Annotated in this window: 15 protein-coding genes; 11 read left to right on the top strand and 4 right to left on the bottom strand. The window is 39.4% G+C overall.

Annotated features, from left to right (window positions below):
* Positions 1-201: 201 nt before the first annotated feature.
* The 5 genes from QT16_RS18090 to QT16_RS18070 all read left to right on the top strand — a co-directional run bounded on the left by QT16_RS18090 (position 202) and on the right by QT16_RS18070 (position 4,765).
* Positions 202-663 (top strand): hypothetical protein, encoded by a 462-nt coding sequence (locus QT16_RS18090; protein ID WP_039489878.1) that lies wholly within the window; start codon positions 202-204, stop codon positions 661-663.
* 108 nt (positions 664-771) lie between these two features.
* Positions 772-2,610: a protein translocase subunit SecD gene (gene secD / locus QT16_RS18085; RefSeq protein WP_039489876.1), complete on the top strand. Its 1,839-nt coding sequence runs from the start codon at positions 772-774 to the stop codon at positions 2,608-2,610.
* On the top strand, positions 2,603-3,538 hold the full coding sequence (secF, locus tag QT16_RS18080; protein ID WP_039489874.1) for a protein translocase subunit SecF: 936 nt from the start codon (positions 2,603-2,605) through the stop codon (positions 3,536-3,538). The genes secD and secF overlap by 8 nt, the downstream gene beginning before the upstream one ends.
* A gap of 181 nt (positions 3,539-3,719) precedes the next feature.
* A complete protein-coding gene (locus tag QT16_RS18075) occupies positions 3,720-4,196 on the top strand; it encodes a GreA/GreB family elongation factor (RefSeq protein WP_039489872.1) in 477 nt (158 codons plus the stop codon).
* A gap of 182 nt (positions 4,197-4,378) precedes the next feature.
* Positions 4,379-4,765: a protein kinase family protein gene (locus QT16_RS18070; protein WP_039489869.1), complete on the top strand. Its 387-nt coding sequence runs from the start codon at positions 4,379-4,381 to the stop codon at positions 4,763-4,765.
* Positions 4,766-4,811: 46 nt separating this feature from the next.
* Here the strand turns inward: QT16_RS18070 and QT16_RS18065 are convergent, their stop codons facing one another.
* Positions 4,812-5,150: a zinc ribbon domain-containing protein YjdM gene (locus tag QT16_RS18065; RefSeq protein WP_039490162.1), complete on the bottom strand. Its 339-nt coding sequence runs from the start codon at positions 5,148-5,150 to the stop codon at positions 4,812-4,814.
* Between the two features lie 304 nt (positions 5,151-5,454).
* Here QT16_RS18065 and QT16_RS18060 point away from each other — a divergent pair, with 304 nt between their 5' ends.
* The 3 genes from QT16_RS18060 to QT16_RS18050 are packed head-to-tail and all read left to right on the top strand — an operon-like array spanning position 5,455 to position 8,487.
* Entirely contained in the window at positions 5,455-6,849 is a 1,395-nt protein-coding gene (locus tag QT16_RS18060; protein ID WP_039489867.1) for a RimK family ATP-grasp domain-containing protein, read from the top strand.
* A gap of 4 nt (positions 6,850-6,853) precedes the next feature.
* The gene (locus QT16_RS18055; RefSeq protein ID WP_039489865.1) at positions 6,854-7,966 is read left to right on the top strand and encodes a GNAT family N-acetyltransferase/peptidase C39 family protein; all 1,113 of its coding nucleotides are present in this window, start codon (positions 6,854-6,856) and stop codon (positions 7,964-7,966) included.
* Between the two features lie 8 nt (positions 7,967-7,974).
* Positions 7,975-8,487 (top strand): MgtC/SapB family protein, encoded by a 513-nt coding sequence (locus QT16_RS18050; RefSeq protein WP_002960746.1) that lies wholly within the window; start codon positions 7,975-7,977, stop codon positions 8,485-8,487.
* Between the two features lie 33 nt (positions 8,488-8,520).
* Here QT16_RS18050 and QT16_RS18045 read toward each other — a convergent pair whose 3' ends face one another.
* Entirely contained in the window at positions 8,521-9,531 is a 1,011-nt protein-coding gene (locus QT16_RS18045; RefSeq protein ID WP_039489863.1) for a GlxA family transcriptional regulator, read from the bottom strand.
* 126 nt (positions 9,532-9,657) lie between these two features.
* On the opposite strand from QT16_RS18045, the gene QT16_RS18040 reads away from it, so the two are divergent.
* Positions 9,658-11,565, top strand: a complete 1,908-nt coding sequence (locus tag QT16_RS18040; RefSeq protein ID WP_039489861.1) for a beta-ketoacyl synthase — start codon at positions 9,658-9,660, stop codon at positions 11,563-11,565.
* Positions 11,566-11,746: 181 nt separating this feature from the next.
* Entirely contained in the window at positions 11,747-12,772 is a 1,026-nt protein-coding gene (locus QT16_RS18035; protein WP_039489859.1) for an energy transducer TonB, read from the top strand.
* A gap of 62 nt (positions 12,773-12,834) precedes the next feature.
* On the opposite strand, the gene QT16_RS18030 is transcribed toward QT16_RS18035, so the two are convergent.
* Positions 12,835-14,019: an acetyltransferase domain-containing protein gene (locus QT16_RS18030; RefSeq protein ID WP_039489857.1), complete on the bottom strand. Its 1,185-nt coding sequence runs from the start codon at positions 14,017-14,019 to the stop codon at positions 12,835-12,837.
* A 149-nt stretch (positions 14,020-14,168) separates the two neighbouring features.
* On the bottom strand, positions 14,169-14,585 hold the full coding sequence (locus QT16_RS18025; RefSeq protein WP_002960738.1) for an MgtC/SapB family protein: 417 nt from the start codon (positions 14,583-14,585) through the stop codon (positions 14,169-14,171).
* Between the two features lie 213 nt (positions 14,586-14,798).
* Here QT16_RS18025 and QT16_RS18020 point away from each other — a divergent pair, with 213 nt between their 5' ends.
* The gene (locus QT16_RS18020) at positions 14,799-15,023 is read left to right on the top strand and encodes a hypothetical protein (RefSeq protein WP_039489854.1); all 225 of its coding nucleotides are present in this window, start codon (positions 14,799-14,801) and stop codon (positions 15,021-15,023) included.
* Positions 15,024-15,072 lie beyond the last annotated feature (49 nt).

Below are 15,072 nucleotides of genomic sequence, written 5' to 3'. Positions count from 1 at the left end.
CTGTCGAAGTAGTAGATTTGAGCGCAACATATTTTATAAATGAAATTACCAAAAAAATCTTTAAATAATTGGTTCTAAATAAAGCAACGCCAGCGCCTCAGGTTAAGTTGTAAAATCAAACTAAATTAACGAGCAGGCTGTTGTATTTTAAATACTAGCCCTTATATACTACGCATCACTTATTTTAGTTTTAAAACGTGAATGTTTAAATTTAGAGTGTTTTTAACTGCCTTTTTGCTACTTGCTGCACTTTTTAGTGTGCAGAGCAATGCTATGGGCGCCTCACAAAATTTAAATATCAATGTTAGTACGCAGGTTTCGCTTACTGATATTGCCGATTTAACTAAAATACAGCCTATTAGTAAGTCTGTAGATACTTCGCAGCATAAAAAAACGCATCAAACCGATTTTGACGCGCACCAACCAAGGTTAACTGCCAATAATTCATCATTGTTTTTGCACACTGTTCAAAGTGAGCCAGAATACGATGTGGTTTTTGAATTTTTTGCTCAAAATCTTGTTAGGCATATATTCTTACGACCAAGAGCGATTAATCCTATACAGCCTTGGTATACGTTTGTAACTAATAGTAAAAAGTCGCGTTTGAGTGGCTGGAAAGACGTTAATTTACTCTACAAAGCTGTAACTACCTACCACGCTTGATTTTCCTTATTTAATTTTATTAGGTTTTAACTTTTAAAGTTTTAGCCTGCAGATTAATTGTGCTTTTAAAAAGTACGTTGCTAGCTTTGCTGGCAATAAGGATTCAACATGTTAAGTTTTAAAAAAGATAAAAAGCCGTCTACGGCTAAGTTCAAATTAAGCTATATAGCCATGCTAATAGTATTGGTTTTATTAGCTATCAGCGCATTACCAAATTTATACCCAAATAAATCGTGGTTGCACATCAGTGCTGCTCCGCACAGCGAAACGCAATCTTTACCGAGCACTAAAACGCTAGTTACTTTTTTAAATAAACAAGGGCTAGAGGTTGAGCAGGGTTTAGATAAGCAATCCACTATTAATATACTTTTAAACGAGCCAACTAAAAGCGCTCAGGCGCAAGCGGCTATAAAAGCGCAATATCCAAACACGCAAGTTAAAATTGTTGAGCATGCAACCAGCCCAACATGGTTACAAGATTTTGGTTTATCACCAATAAAGCTGGGCCTTGATTTAAATGGCGGTGTGCTATTTGTACTAGACGTAGATTTAGATAAAGCCGTTGATGAGCAATTAGTCAGTGCGTATCAACAAGCTAAATCAATCATCATTAAGCAAAAAGCACATGGCGTAAAAGCGCAGCAAACTCAGCACGGGTTTGAAATAAACGCATTGCCTAATTCAACCGACAAGTTAACCCCAGTTATTGAAGAGCTACAAAGCCGATTTGCTAATTTAGCCGTTGTAACAAGCAATAACGGCAGCGTTAAAACTGCCAAATTTAGTTATTCAGAGCAAGGCCGCAGCAGCTTTGATAAAGAAGTAATGGGGCAAACACTCACAACCCTTCGTTCACGTATTGAAGAGTTAGGCATTACCGAAGCGATAACACAGCAACAAGGCAAACATCGCATTCGTATAGAGCTTCCTGGCGTGCAAGATCCAACCGAAGCAAAACGTATTATTGGTGCAACAGCATCGCTTGGTTTTTATCAATTAAAAGAAATTGGCGGGCAAACATTTAATATGCAATCGGGCGGAACCATAAAGCTCGATCCTGTGCCAATTTTTACAGGCGATCATATTAATAATGCAAACATAGGCCGCGACGATTGGGGTAAACCACTTGTACAACTAAGCCTAGACGGCCAAGGCGGGGATGCAATGTCGGCGTTTTCAAAAGCCAATATTGGTAAGCCAATGGCGACGGTTTACTCTGAGTATTCTCAAAACGCTAAAGGCGAAGTCGTTAAAAAAAGCGAAGTTATTAACGTTGCCAATATTGCTCAGCATTTAAGTTCGCGTTTTAGTATTACCAATATGAAAAGCCAACAAGCGGCAGCCGACCTAGCATTGTTATTACGTGCAGGCTCGCTTACAGCACCCGTTACAATTGTGCACGAACAAACTATAGGGCCAAGCCTCGGCAGCGAAAATATTAGTAATGGCTTAGCCGCGCTTATGTTAGGTATGGGTATTACCCTTGCATTTATGGCGCTTTGGTATCGCCGTTTAGGCCTTATTGCAAACGTAGCACTTATATTAAATTTAACGTCGCTTGTGGGCTTAATGTCATTATTACCAGGGGTTGTGTTAACGCTTCCGGGTATCGCTGGCCTGGTGCTAACGATAGGTATGGCGGTAGACACTAACGTAATAATATTTGAACGTATTAAAGAAGAACGTCGCCAAGGCCGTGCACCATATCAAGCTATTCAAGAGGGTTATAAACAAGCCGCAAATACAATATTTGATGCCAATATAACGACCATGATCACCGCACTTATCTTATACGGCATAGGCTATGGGCCCGTTAAAGGTTTTGCCATTACACTCGCACTGGGGCTTTTAACGTCTGTATTTACAGGTGTGTACGTATCAAAAATATTAAGCCAAACGTTGTATTTAAAAATGGGTAAAAAAGCAGGAGTAAAAGCACATGCTTAATTATTTTTTGAAAGGTGAAAAGGGCACACGTTTACGCTTTATGGGCATGCTTTTAAGCGCCATCTTAGTGCTGCTATCAGTATTTACGCTTGCACAAAAGGGTCTAAATTTTGGCCTAGATTTTACCGGCGGTTATTTAACTGAGTTTACAACCAGTCAAAGTGTTGAGCTAAAAGAGCTTCAATCGTTTATTGCTAAAAATCACAACGGTGAGTTTGAGCTAACCGCGCAAGGTAATAGTCATTTTCAATTAAGAGAAGCGCCAAGTGCATCAACAACAGCTAATAGCCTTGATTGGCAAAGCGCTGTTACACAAAACGATGATATAAACGCACAGGTATTATCGTCAGCTTATATTGGCTCACAAGTGGGCGATGAGTTATTTGATCAAGGCTGTTTAGCAATGTTTGCTGCAATGATTGCGGTAATGATTTACCTTGCAGTGCGTTTTGAATGGCGATTAGCTGTTGGCTCTGTGGTTGCGCTAGTGCACGATTTAATACTCGTACTTGGGTTATTTTCACTATTACAAATTGAATTTAACTTAACCGTACTGGCAAGTTTACTGGCTATTATTGGTTACTCACTTAACGACTCAATAATAGTGGGGGATAGAGTACGTGAGCTTTTACGTGTTCAATCAAACAATGTACTTACCCCAGCGACTATTATTAATAATGCGATTAAAAGCACACTAACGCGCACCTTAATAACGTCGGGTACCACACTTGCAACGGTTGCGAGCGTTTGGTTACTTGCAGGCGCACCACTGCAAGGCTTTGCTATTGCATTATTTACTGGCATTGTAGTGGGTACGTTCTCGTCTATTTGTATAGCGGCAACCTTGCCGGAGCTATTGGGCTTAAGCGCTAAAAACTACGAAGTTAAAGTAGATGCCCACACGCAAACATTATTAGATATGCCATAAGGTTTTTAATAAAGCACAAGCAAAGAGCTGCACCAACCAACCGCAATTTGCTTGTTTAATGCTAATTTAAGCCCCGCTAGTATTCCCACCAAACTTGCGGGGTTTAAAACAATGGTTTTAAGCCTAGCAAAAATGTTAAACTAGCTGCCTTATTTTTACAGCCTGTATTGTACTAATCCTCATGAATAAAACCCACGTTATTGAACATCTTCGCTTTGCGCTAGAAGCGCAGCTTACAACAGCAAAAGTAGCGGCAAAAACCGCGCACGACACCGCCACGCATGAAGAAAACATAGCCGAAAACAAATACGATACCCTAGGGCTCGAAGCCGCTTATTTAGCACAAGGCCAAGCCCAGCGCGTAAACGATTGCTATAAAAGCATAGAATTGTTCGAACCTGCCTTTAATGAAAAACCAACCGACAAAATAGCTATCGGTTCGCTGGTATGTTTAGAAGATGATAACGCAGCGCAAAAATGGTTTTATTTAGGCCCTGCAGCTGGTGGGTTAACGGTAAATGTTAAAGAGCACGCAATAGCCGTAGTAACACCCGGCGCACCACTGGGTAAGCAGTTATTAAATAAACAGATTGATGATGAAATTACGTTAACAATTGCAGGTAAAGCCCACGAATACGTGGTGGTAGAGATTTTATAAATACTTCCTTCAGCAAAGTAAACCTTCTGAGGGACTACTTTATATACATAGCTTGAACTAACTTATCTGATTTTGTAGCTATATTACTTGGAGTTACTACTCAATTATTAGTGTTTTTGTAGAGTGTAATACTCAAAAATGTAAAATGTCCTTGATTATATTAAGGGAGACCGGAGGGAACTATGAAAATTCATAAAGGTGATATTGCTATGGATATGATTGAAGACGCTATCGACCTGTACAATGAAGAACGCTTTATTTCTAGCTTACATTTATCTGCTGCAGCATCTGAATTATTATCTGGTTTAAGTGAAATTTATGGATTTGAAAGCTCACACCAAAACTTAAAAAAAATGGTATGGGACTTCCATAATTCAAATCCTGATTTTTTCTCTAAGCCCCGACTTGCAATCAAAAAATTTAACTACTCTAAAAATGCTGTAAAGCATATTAATGGCGACAAGGATCAACTAGCATATATTTTGCCTAAAATGGACTCCGAGATGTACATAAATCAATGCCAAAAAATGTTAGAAAATTTTAGTATATGCTTGTTAAAGCGAATATGAAAAACCAATTCTTCGCTTATAACTACTCGGTTATAGGGAGGCTAACTCAATTAGCCTTTTTCACAAACTTAGCAGTTACCATCATTTCGCCAATGCCTTCCACTTTACAATCAAGTTCGTGATCTTTTTTATCAAGCACTCTTCTAACTACCGCTTTGGTGCCAATTTTAATTACTTGCGAGCTGCCTTTAATTTTTAAATCTTTGGCTACGGTCACTTTATCGCCATCATTAAGTAAAGTGCCGTTGGCATCTTTAACTAAAATAGCGTCTTCATCGTTTGTATTATTTGGGTTCCACTCATGGGCGCACTCGGGGCAAATAAGCAGTTGTTGGTCCTCGTAAACATATTCACATTGGCATTTTGGGCAAGCAGGCAGCGACATTTTTAAACTCTCATAAGGTATTGTTTTGCGTATTTTAATCTGCATTTATAGGAAAATATAGTTAATCAATATTTTTCATCTTCACGCTAAAAATATCTCGTTTGTGCGTTTTTAAAAAAGGGCATATAAAGCACATGTCGCTTAAGCAATTTAAGCGCTAACTCGTACAGTAGGTACCTGTTAAAGCACCCATCATATTAAGTGATTCGCGCAATGCCCACTTAGTACGATGGGTGTTTCTATTTATAATGCTTAGTATTTTACTAAGCATGCTTTTTATATTTTGACTTAACTAGGAAAAGTCGTGTTTAAAACCTTAATTGTGGTTGATAACAACGAGCAAACGCTTGCTCAATCGTTCGAAAATGTAATTACGTTTAATACCTACTTACGTGATTACCCAAAACATAATGAACCAAAAACACGCATTATTAATCTGTGCGACTCAAGCCAATACTTGAGCAAAGGTTACTATTGCTCATTACTTGCAGAGGCGCGCAAGCACCAAGTTTTACCCAGTGTAAAAACCATTAATGCTCTTCGTAGTGGCCAAGCTCCTATGTTAAATGTGGGCCAAATAGATGGCACACTTTACTTTGGCAATGCCCAAAACGATTTACAATCAAAAGCAGCAAAGTCGGTATTTAAACAATACCCGGCGCCTATTTTATTTGTTGATGAGCAAGGCTTATTGCAACAAGGCTCGATGTCGTCTTTAAACGAGCAGCAGTACAGCGAATTTGTAGCCAAGCTAGATAACTTTACTAAAACGCAGTGGCGTATTAGTTCGGTACAACGTCGCTTTAGATGGGACATGGCAATACTTGTTGATCATAACGAAAAAGTACCTCCGAGTGATAAAGACGCCATTGCACGTTTTATTAAAGCTGCGGCTAAACACGGTATTTATGCACAAGCATTAAGCTTTGACGAAATTGATAACATTGCCCAGTTTGATGCATTATTTATTCGCCAAACTACAGCGATTGACCACCCAACGTATCGCCTTGCGAGCAAAGCGCAAAGCCTGGGGTTAGTGGTTATTGACGATGCTGAGTCTATTTTACGTTGTTGTAATAAAGTGTATTTACACGATGCATTTAATTATCAAAAAGTGCCAAGTTTAAAAACGCTTGTAGTGGCTGATCAAGCAAATGAAACGCTTGAGCAATTAGAAGAAGCGTTTACGTATCCGCTTGTTTTAAAAATGCCTGAAGGGTCGTTCTCAAAAGGTGTGTTTAAAGTTTCAAACCGTGATGAGCTTGCCGCTAAGCTTACAGAGCTGTTTGAATATAGCGCATTAGTGCTTGCACAAGAATACATGTATACCGAATACGATTGGCGAGTGGGTGTGTTAAATGGCCGTGCAATTTATGCATGTCGCTATTTAATGGCGCGTAACCATTGGCAAATTTATAACCACGACGCTAAACGTTTTTTCTCTGGTGGCTTTGAAACATTACCAACCTTTGAGTTACCAAAAGCGGTATTAGATGCAGCATTAAAAGCATGTAAAACAGTGGGTAGGGGTTTATATGGCGTAGATGTTAAAGAGCATCAAGGCAAAGCATACGTGCTTGAAGTAAACGACAACCCAAGTATTGATCACAAAGTAGAAGACGGCTATTTAGGCGACGAGCTATACATGATCATTATGGATGAGTTTAAACAACGCTTAGAAGCACGAGGCCGTGGGTAATAACATGAGCAACCTTGTTATTCGAAAGGCGCTTAGCAGTGATTTAAATGCACTGATTGACGTTGAAAATGCTTGCTTTAATAACGATAAATTGAGCCCGCGCAGTTTAAAGCGCTGGCTAAGTGCTAAGCACGGTATTTTACTCGTTGCCCAAAGTGGCGAGCAAATATGCGGTTACGGGTTAGTGTGGTGCCATAAAGGGACGCGTTTAGCGCGTTTATATTCGCTTGCTGTTTTACCCACAATGCAAGGTAAGGGCGTTGCAAAAGCACTACTTACTAGCCTTGAAAAAGAAACGTGTGAGCGGGCTCGTATTTACCTTCGTTTAGAAGTGGCTGTAAATAACGAAGGTGCGATAGGGCTTTATAAAAGCTTGGGTTACAGAGTGTTTGGTCAATATAGCGATTATTACGATGACCACAGTGACGCACTACGAATGCAAAAAAACATTCGACAAACAAGTGAGTTAAAAGTGGCGCGTTTAACGCCGTGGTATCAGCAAACTACCGAATTTACGTGCGGACCTGCTGCGCTATTAATGGCAATGGGGGCACTTGAGCCAACAACTGAGCTTAGCCAATCACATGAGCTGGCACTTTGGCGTGAAGGTACCACCATTTTTATGACATCGGGTCATGGTGGTTGCCATCCGTTTGGTTTGGCACTTGGGGCTAATAAGCGGGGCTTTAAAAGCGAAGTAATGGTTAATACCATAGAGCCTTTGTTTTTAGATGGCGTACGCAACGAAAACAAAAAAGTGGTACTTGCCACCGTGCATCAGCAATTTGTAGATGGTATTGCACAGGCAAATATACCGCTTACGCATAAAGATGTAGAGCTTGAGCATATTGAGCAGTGGCTGAGTAAAGGCTTTAGTGTGCTGTTATTAATTAGTACATACAGTTTTGATGGTAAAAAATCGCCACACTGGGTGTGTGTTACGCACTTTGATGAGCACTGCGTGTATGTTCACGATCCATTTTGTGAGCCTGGAAACGATAAACAGCTCGCAATAGATTGCCAATATGTACCTATTGCACGAAGTGATTTTAGTAAAATGTCAGCGTTTGGTAGCCAACGTTTAAGAACGGCGGTGGCTATAGCTAATAAAATATAAGGTTAACAGTGACTTTTTTAGATTTAATTGATGTAGCCCCGTATTCGTGGGCGGCTATTGGTACTGCGGCTTTTTGTGGTGCTATTATTGGTATAGAGCGCCAGTTGCGTGGTAAACCTGTAGGTATTCGGACATCAGCCCTAATAACGCTGGGCACGTATTTGTTTTTATCCACTGCGTTTAATTTACAAGGGGATGTAATAGATCATTCTCGTGTAGTGGGGCAAATAATTACAGGTATTGGCTTTTTAGGGGCAGGCGTTATGCTCGCAAAAGATGGTGCGGTAGTTGGCGTTACATCAGCTGCAACCATCTGGGTGCTTGCATCAATAGGCGTTATGATAGCGACCGAAAACCTTGGCGCTGCAATAAAACTCTCGGTGCTGGTGGTCGGTATTTTATACGGTGTAGACGTACTCGAAGCTAAATTTAAAAGCTTAAGCAAAGGCGTACACACTAAAGTAAAAAACTATCAAAAACGTTACTATCGAAAAGAATTTAACGAATCAGAACGCCACTAAAAGTGGCGTTTTTTAGTGTTATTGAAATAGTTACTAGCCAAACAACTTTCTCCTAACTACTTTTCTGTAACCACTGGGTGTTTGGCTTAATACTTTTTTAAACACGCGTGTTAAATGCCCTTGGTCATTATATCCAACTTCTAAAGCCACTTCTTGAATTGATAAATTTGATGATGCTAATAACTCTTTTGCGCCTTCTACACGTAGTTGTTGCCAATACTCAATTGGGCTTTGGTTAGTGGCGGCTCTAAAACGGCGGGTAAAAGTACGGTAGCTTAAGCTAAATTGAGCAGCGACTTCTTGCAGGTTTAACTCGGTGGCTAAATTTGTTTTTATCCAAAATTGAATTTGCGCAATTAGCTCATCGGGGTGGCGGTCTACTGCACCTTCTAAGTAGCGTTGATCTTCATAGGGTTTGCGTATTTCGTGCGAAAAATTACGCTCTACATGCTGCGCGGCGGCTTTTGTGTAGTACTGGCTAATAATGTGTACGATCACATCTGCAAGCGCATTAAGACTGGCCACCGTATACATTCGCTCTGACTGGGTTATAAAAAAGTCGGGCTTTAGGTGCACCTGCGGGTAGTCATGGCTAAATTGTTTGGCGTAATGCCAATGGGTGGTAGCAGGGTGTCCATCGAGTAAGCCTGCCTCAGCTAATAAACAGTTGCCAGTGCCTACACCAATTATATGGCTGCCTGCGCTAAAGCTCTCACTTAGCCAATCAACTATTTCTTGATTTGTTCGCACCACTGGGCGTGGGTTTCGCCAAATACCCGGCACTATAATCAAATCGCTGTAGGGCGCGTTAGTTGTTATGCAATCAGGATTTATAGCAAGGCCTGCACGGGTGGGTATAGATTCAGCACTTTTAGCCACTAAATTTATAGCAAGTGGCCTAAAGCTTTGCTTATCAAGATGCCCTTTAGCAAAGGCCTCGCCGGCTCTTAGCATTTCTATAGGCAGCGTTAAACTAGTCACTAATAAATGCGGATATACCGCTATAGCAATGTTTAGAGGTGGATTAGTGTGTTTATCAGTCATATAAATGCTCCGACCAGTACATTCTGGCCTTTTGTGCTGAATATTTGGCCATTAAAGCATAATGTGTGGTGCATAATCCATTTAAACTGCCTCTTCTCCTTATAACACGTTTCTAAAAGGTAAATTATGACAGCATTACCCGTTATAGTAGGCATGGGTGGCATTAACGCCGCTGGCCGTACTTCTTTTCATCAAGGTTATCGCCGTATCGTGTTAGATAGTTTAAATGCTCAAGATCGCAGTGAAACATTTTTAGGCCTCGCCACACTGATGAATCTAGTAAGCGTTGTAAACGGCCAATTACAAGATACACAAGGTAATAATGTTGAGCAAAGCGACATAGAAGCACGCTTTGGTGAGCAAATTATTGCTGGTACACTTATTCGTAAAATTGAAAAAGAACACTTTGATGCCGATGCCACACCGTGGCAGCAAAAAATGACACTAACCGCATCAAGCGATAACGCAATTGTGTTTGAAACGCGTGCTCGCGACTTACCTGCACCTGTTCCAGCTAGCTGGCAAGTTGAAGAGCTTGAAGGCAAAAAAGTTAAAGTAACTATTGCAGCTGACTTAGACGTAAAGCACGACTCAACACGCGATAACCCAATTAAATCTGCTGGGCAATTTCCGACTGGGTTTGATCCATCAGTTATGTATAACAGCCGCTATCAGCCTCGTGGTTTGCAAGCCACTATTTTTGCAGCTACTGATGCGATTAAATCAACAGGGCTTGATTGGCAGCATATTATGAATAGCGTAGAGCCAGATAAAATTGGTACCTATTCAGCATCGGTAATTGGCCAAATGGACGACAAAGGCCTAGGCGGTTTAGTAAAGGCGCGCCAACAAGGCGACCGTGTTAGCACTAAGCAGTTAGCACTGGGCTTAAATACAATGTCTACCGATTTTATTAATGCCTATGTTACGGGCAATGTAGGTACTACGTTTTCGACCTCGGGCGCATGTGCAACGTTTTTATATAATTTACGTGCAGCGGTTAACGACATACAGGCAGGGCGTACACGCGTTGCGGTTGTCGCAAGTGTTGAGTGTGCTATTACACCAGAAGTTGTAGAAGGCTTTGGTAACATGAGCGCGCTTGCAAACGTTGAAGGGCTGCGTCGTTTAGATAACTTATCAAATGATGAAGAACCAGACTACCGTAATAGCAGCCGCCCATTTGGCGATAACTGTGGCTTTACATTAGGAGAAGGCGCGCAAGTTACTATTTTAATGGATGATGCTTTAGCCCTTGAGTTGGGCGCTGATATTATGGGCAGCGTACCGGATGTGTTTGTAAATGCAGATGGCGTTAAAAAGTCGATTACATCACCTGGACCCGGTAACTATATTACAATGGCAAAATCAGCCGCACTTGCTAGCAGCTTATTAGGTAAAGAAGCACTGCAAGAACGTAGCTTTATTTTAGCCCATGGTTCTAGTACACCGCAAAACCGTGTAACAGAGTCTTTGATTTATCATAAAGTAGCGCAAACGTTTGCTATTGATAACTGGAAAGTAACAGCGCCAAAAGCGTATGTTGGCCATACTATTGCACCTGCAAGTGGTGACCAGTTAGCGATTGCGTTAGGCATATTTAGTCATAATATTATGCCGGGTATTACCACTATTGATAAAGTGGCTGATGATGTTTATAGCGACCATCTTGATATTCGTAATAGCCATTACGAGTGCGCTGATATGGATATTGCTTTTATAAATTCAAAAGGCTTTGGCGGTAACAATGCAACAGCGACTGTACTTTCACCAAAAGTAACAATGCAGATGCTTGCTAAGCGCCATGGCGATGAAGTTATGAGTAGTTACGCGCAGAAAAACATGGCAATTAAAGCCGCGCAACAAACGTATCAAACACAAGCAGATTTAGGGCAGTACGAGCTTATTTATCGCTTTGGCGACGGACTTATTGACGACAACGACATTGTAATAGACGAGCAAAGTATTCAGTTACCAGGCTTTGAAAAAGCAATTACGTTTAGCACAACAAACTCCTATCAAGATATGTTTTAAGCACACATACTTGTTAGCAAGGCGCTTTTTAAGCGCCTTTTTTAATTCCTCAAATATATTTATCTATTAAGTTTTTTCTAAGTTAAGCTCATTAAATGAACTAATTTTTTGTATTTACACTTGCTTTTATATCGATCGTTTGTTTCTATTATATAAACACTATCTAGGATGGATAAAATCGATGAAAAAACTCATATTAGCGCTTTCTTTAACTTCTGCTTTTACTCAACTCCCTGCGTTTGCTGACGACTTTGTCCCTGCAGAGGTGATTAATAAAAATTACGATCAACTTACTAATACCTCACCGCGTGCGTCTCGATTAGAAGGAATTAATTTAAGTAGTTATCTTGTTGATGAAAACGGCCAAGTGAGCGATATCGAAATTGTAGCTACAGCTGGTCAAAAAAAGTATCAAAGAGAAGTAATGGACTACGTGTCTAAGCTCAACTACAAAAGTGCAAAATTAAATGGCGAGACTATACCTGTAGCAAAAACTATTACTGTAAGTTCGCAAAATTTACATGCTGGTTTTTCAAATGACAAAGCGTCTCGCGGCTTTTTTAATGATTATGAACAAGCTAGTAAGTTAATCGATGAAAAGAAATACGATGAAGCTAAAAGCCGTATTAATGAGTTAGAAAACGAACATACGAAAAATACGGTTGAGATTGTTTTGCTTGCATGGCTTAAAAGCCAGCACAGTTATTTTGTACAAGACTGGAAGAGCTTTGATCAGCACATCAACGAAGCATTTTTATTTCGAGGTAACCTACCAGATCAAATTCAAAAGCGTGTGATAAAAAATGCATTACAATGGTTTATATCAAAACAAGATTATGTACGTGCCTATGACGCAATAGATGCGTTAGGCAATATTGAATCCATCACTTTTACACAGCAAAATAAGGAGCAGTTATTAGCTCAAGTTAATGACATTTATAAAAGTTCTGGCGATATAAAACAACAAATAGAGCTATTGCCTAAGCAGGCGGTATTACCTTTATTGTCAAAAAGTGAAGTAGCGCTTGAAGCGCAAATGCCGCTAACTAAAGTCCAGTTACGCTGCGAGAACAAAGTAGTAAATTACGATACAAGCACAATTGATAAAATTGTAATTTCACAAAACGATGTGCGTTGTGGGTTATTAATTAAAAGCGCTCAAGCACAAACTGTTACGCTAAAGCAAAGTGGTGATAGCTTTTTATAAGTTTTACGTATTGGTTAATGACATAAAACCCCGCAAATATTATGCGGGGTTTGTGTTTTTACTTATATATATTTAGCAATTAAGCTATGTTTGTGGCTTCGCTTCCAAACAATGTATCGCTTAGCGAGTAGGGTTGTTAGCCCTATTACAACGGCTATGAATAGAAGTGTTGCTGTGTAACTCATGCCATAACCTTCAGGCAAACCAACGAGAGTATCTGCGTAGGTCATATCGCTAAAATTAAAGCCAAAAATAGGTATAAGTAACCAAGCAATAGCATGTAATAAATACAAATGCACAAGGTATGAAAACATACTTGTTTTACCCAGTACTTGTAAAAAGTTATGCGAAAAATCGGTTTTTAAACCACTTAATGCCTTTAAAGAAATAAGTCCAAGGCCAACTGTAAGTAACATGAACTGAAGCGAAAGCGGATACTTTGTTGGGTTCAGAAACGACATAACAGTGAGCAATGAGCTTGTATGTATATCAAACTGTGACATATCACCGTATAAGTTAAATCCACGTAAAACGCCATAAAGCGCAAGGCAAGTAACCCCTAATAATAATGCGTGATTCATCACTTTTTTACTGTATTGTTGCGCTTTGTAATAAACACCAGCGCAATATGCCAATGCCATTAAGCCAACAATGGGGGCAATTGGGTAGGTTGTTCTAATTTGAAAATCAAATGGGAGATCAAGTACATTTTTTTGATGTGCAATGGACCAAGCAGTATGTGCAAATGTATTGGGCTCAAAGCTTGTTCCATCAAATAAATTATGCCCAAACACGAGTAATAACCCTGCTACAAAAATGGCATAAATGCCCAGGAAACGCAGCAGTCCTAAAATAACAAAGCTCCAGCCGATAGCCCAAATAACTTGTGCGTATAGCATTGGGTATAATGGGTTAAAGCTCCAAGACCACGAAACAATAGTAAATTCAAACAAAATTAGCACTAAACCACGAATAATCAAGCTTTGTGAAAATGCTTTAGTGGATACATATTTATGCTCTGTTATAGCCGCAGATAGACCTGCTAAGAATACGAAGAGTGGTGCGCAAAAGTGAGAAACAAAACGCGTAAAAAAGGTAACGGGATCAGTCCCTGGAATGGTCATCGGATCGGTAACTGAGTAATTAAGGCAATAATACATACCATGGTCAATAACCATAAATATAATTATAATACCCCGTAATATATCAATATGATGTAAGCGGTTATCGGTTGAAGGTAGCGACATAAGAGAGCTATATAGAGTGATTTAAAACTGCATTTATTATATGTTATATTGTATCAAATTGAAATCGTGTATTTATATTTTGCCAGTGATTATACACACGTAATACGACCAATATTTGCTCGCATTACTTGTAATAATACTGCTAATTATCACTTAAACTTTTTTACATACCTTAGCGTTATAAAATTAATAATGGCAAGCAAAATGGCTATTTCGTAACGGCTATAGGCTACAGCTATACCAATTAAGCCCATATTCCAAATACTGGCTGCGGTTGCTGTACCGGAGGTTGATTTGTTATTTTTCAAAATTGCGCCACCGCCAATAAAACCAATGCCAGTAATGATACCTTGCAACATTTTAGATTGAGCTTCTGCGCCATCTAAAACCGACATAGCTATTAATGCATACCCACACGATGCAACAGCAACAAGAGGAAAGGTACGAAGGCCTGCACCATCATGGCTACGCTCTCTGTCGTAAGCCATAGGTAGCGCAAGTAGGTATGCAATACCTAAATGTATTAAGTTATCGATGATTTCATTCCACTGTAAATCAATTTCCATTATTGAGCCTATGCGGGTTAATTTTGTTAATAATAAGCAAACAGCGGGCCATTGCATAAATAACTAATAATCAATGGTTTATTGTAGGAAGCTGAGTTTAATAAAAGTTATTGAAGAAACTTTTACATGTTTTTATTACTATTTTACGCGATAGTTAATTTGATCTGAGTTTTAAAGCCCCGTATCCTTTTATCATACCTAAAAGACACCTATGTGAACCTTTTACCTTTAAATAAAACATTAATCACAACAACTAAACTTGAAAAAACAGCGTTACTATTTTGCGCTGGGTTATCTGTTTTTGCTTTTTTATTTCCTGAATTACTCACAGAACACTTACAACCTACCATTAATAAAATTTTAGGTTATTTAGGATCACCATTTTTTATATTGCAGCTGGTGGGTGTTACAAGAAAGTTTATAAATGATTTTAGGTAGTAATACTTACATTTTTTTACAGAGTTACAATAAAAAACGTATACAATTT

It is taken from the genome of Pseudoalteromonas distincta (assembly GCF_000814675.1).
Classification (GTDB): Bacteria; Pseudomonadota; Gammaproteobacteria; order Enterobacterales; family Alteromonadaceae; genus Pseudoalteromonas; species Pseudoalteromonas distincta.
The sequence above is the reverse complement of the archived record's forward strand: the minus strand, read 5'-3'. Positions and strand labels throughout refer to the sequence as shown.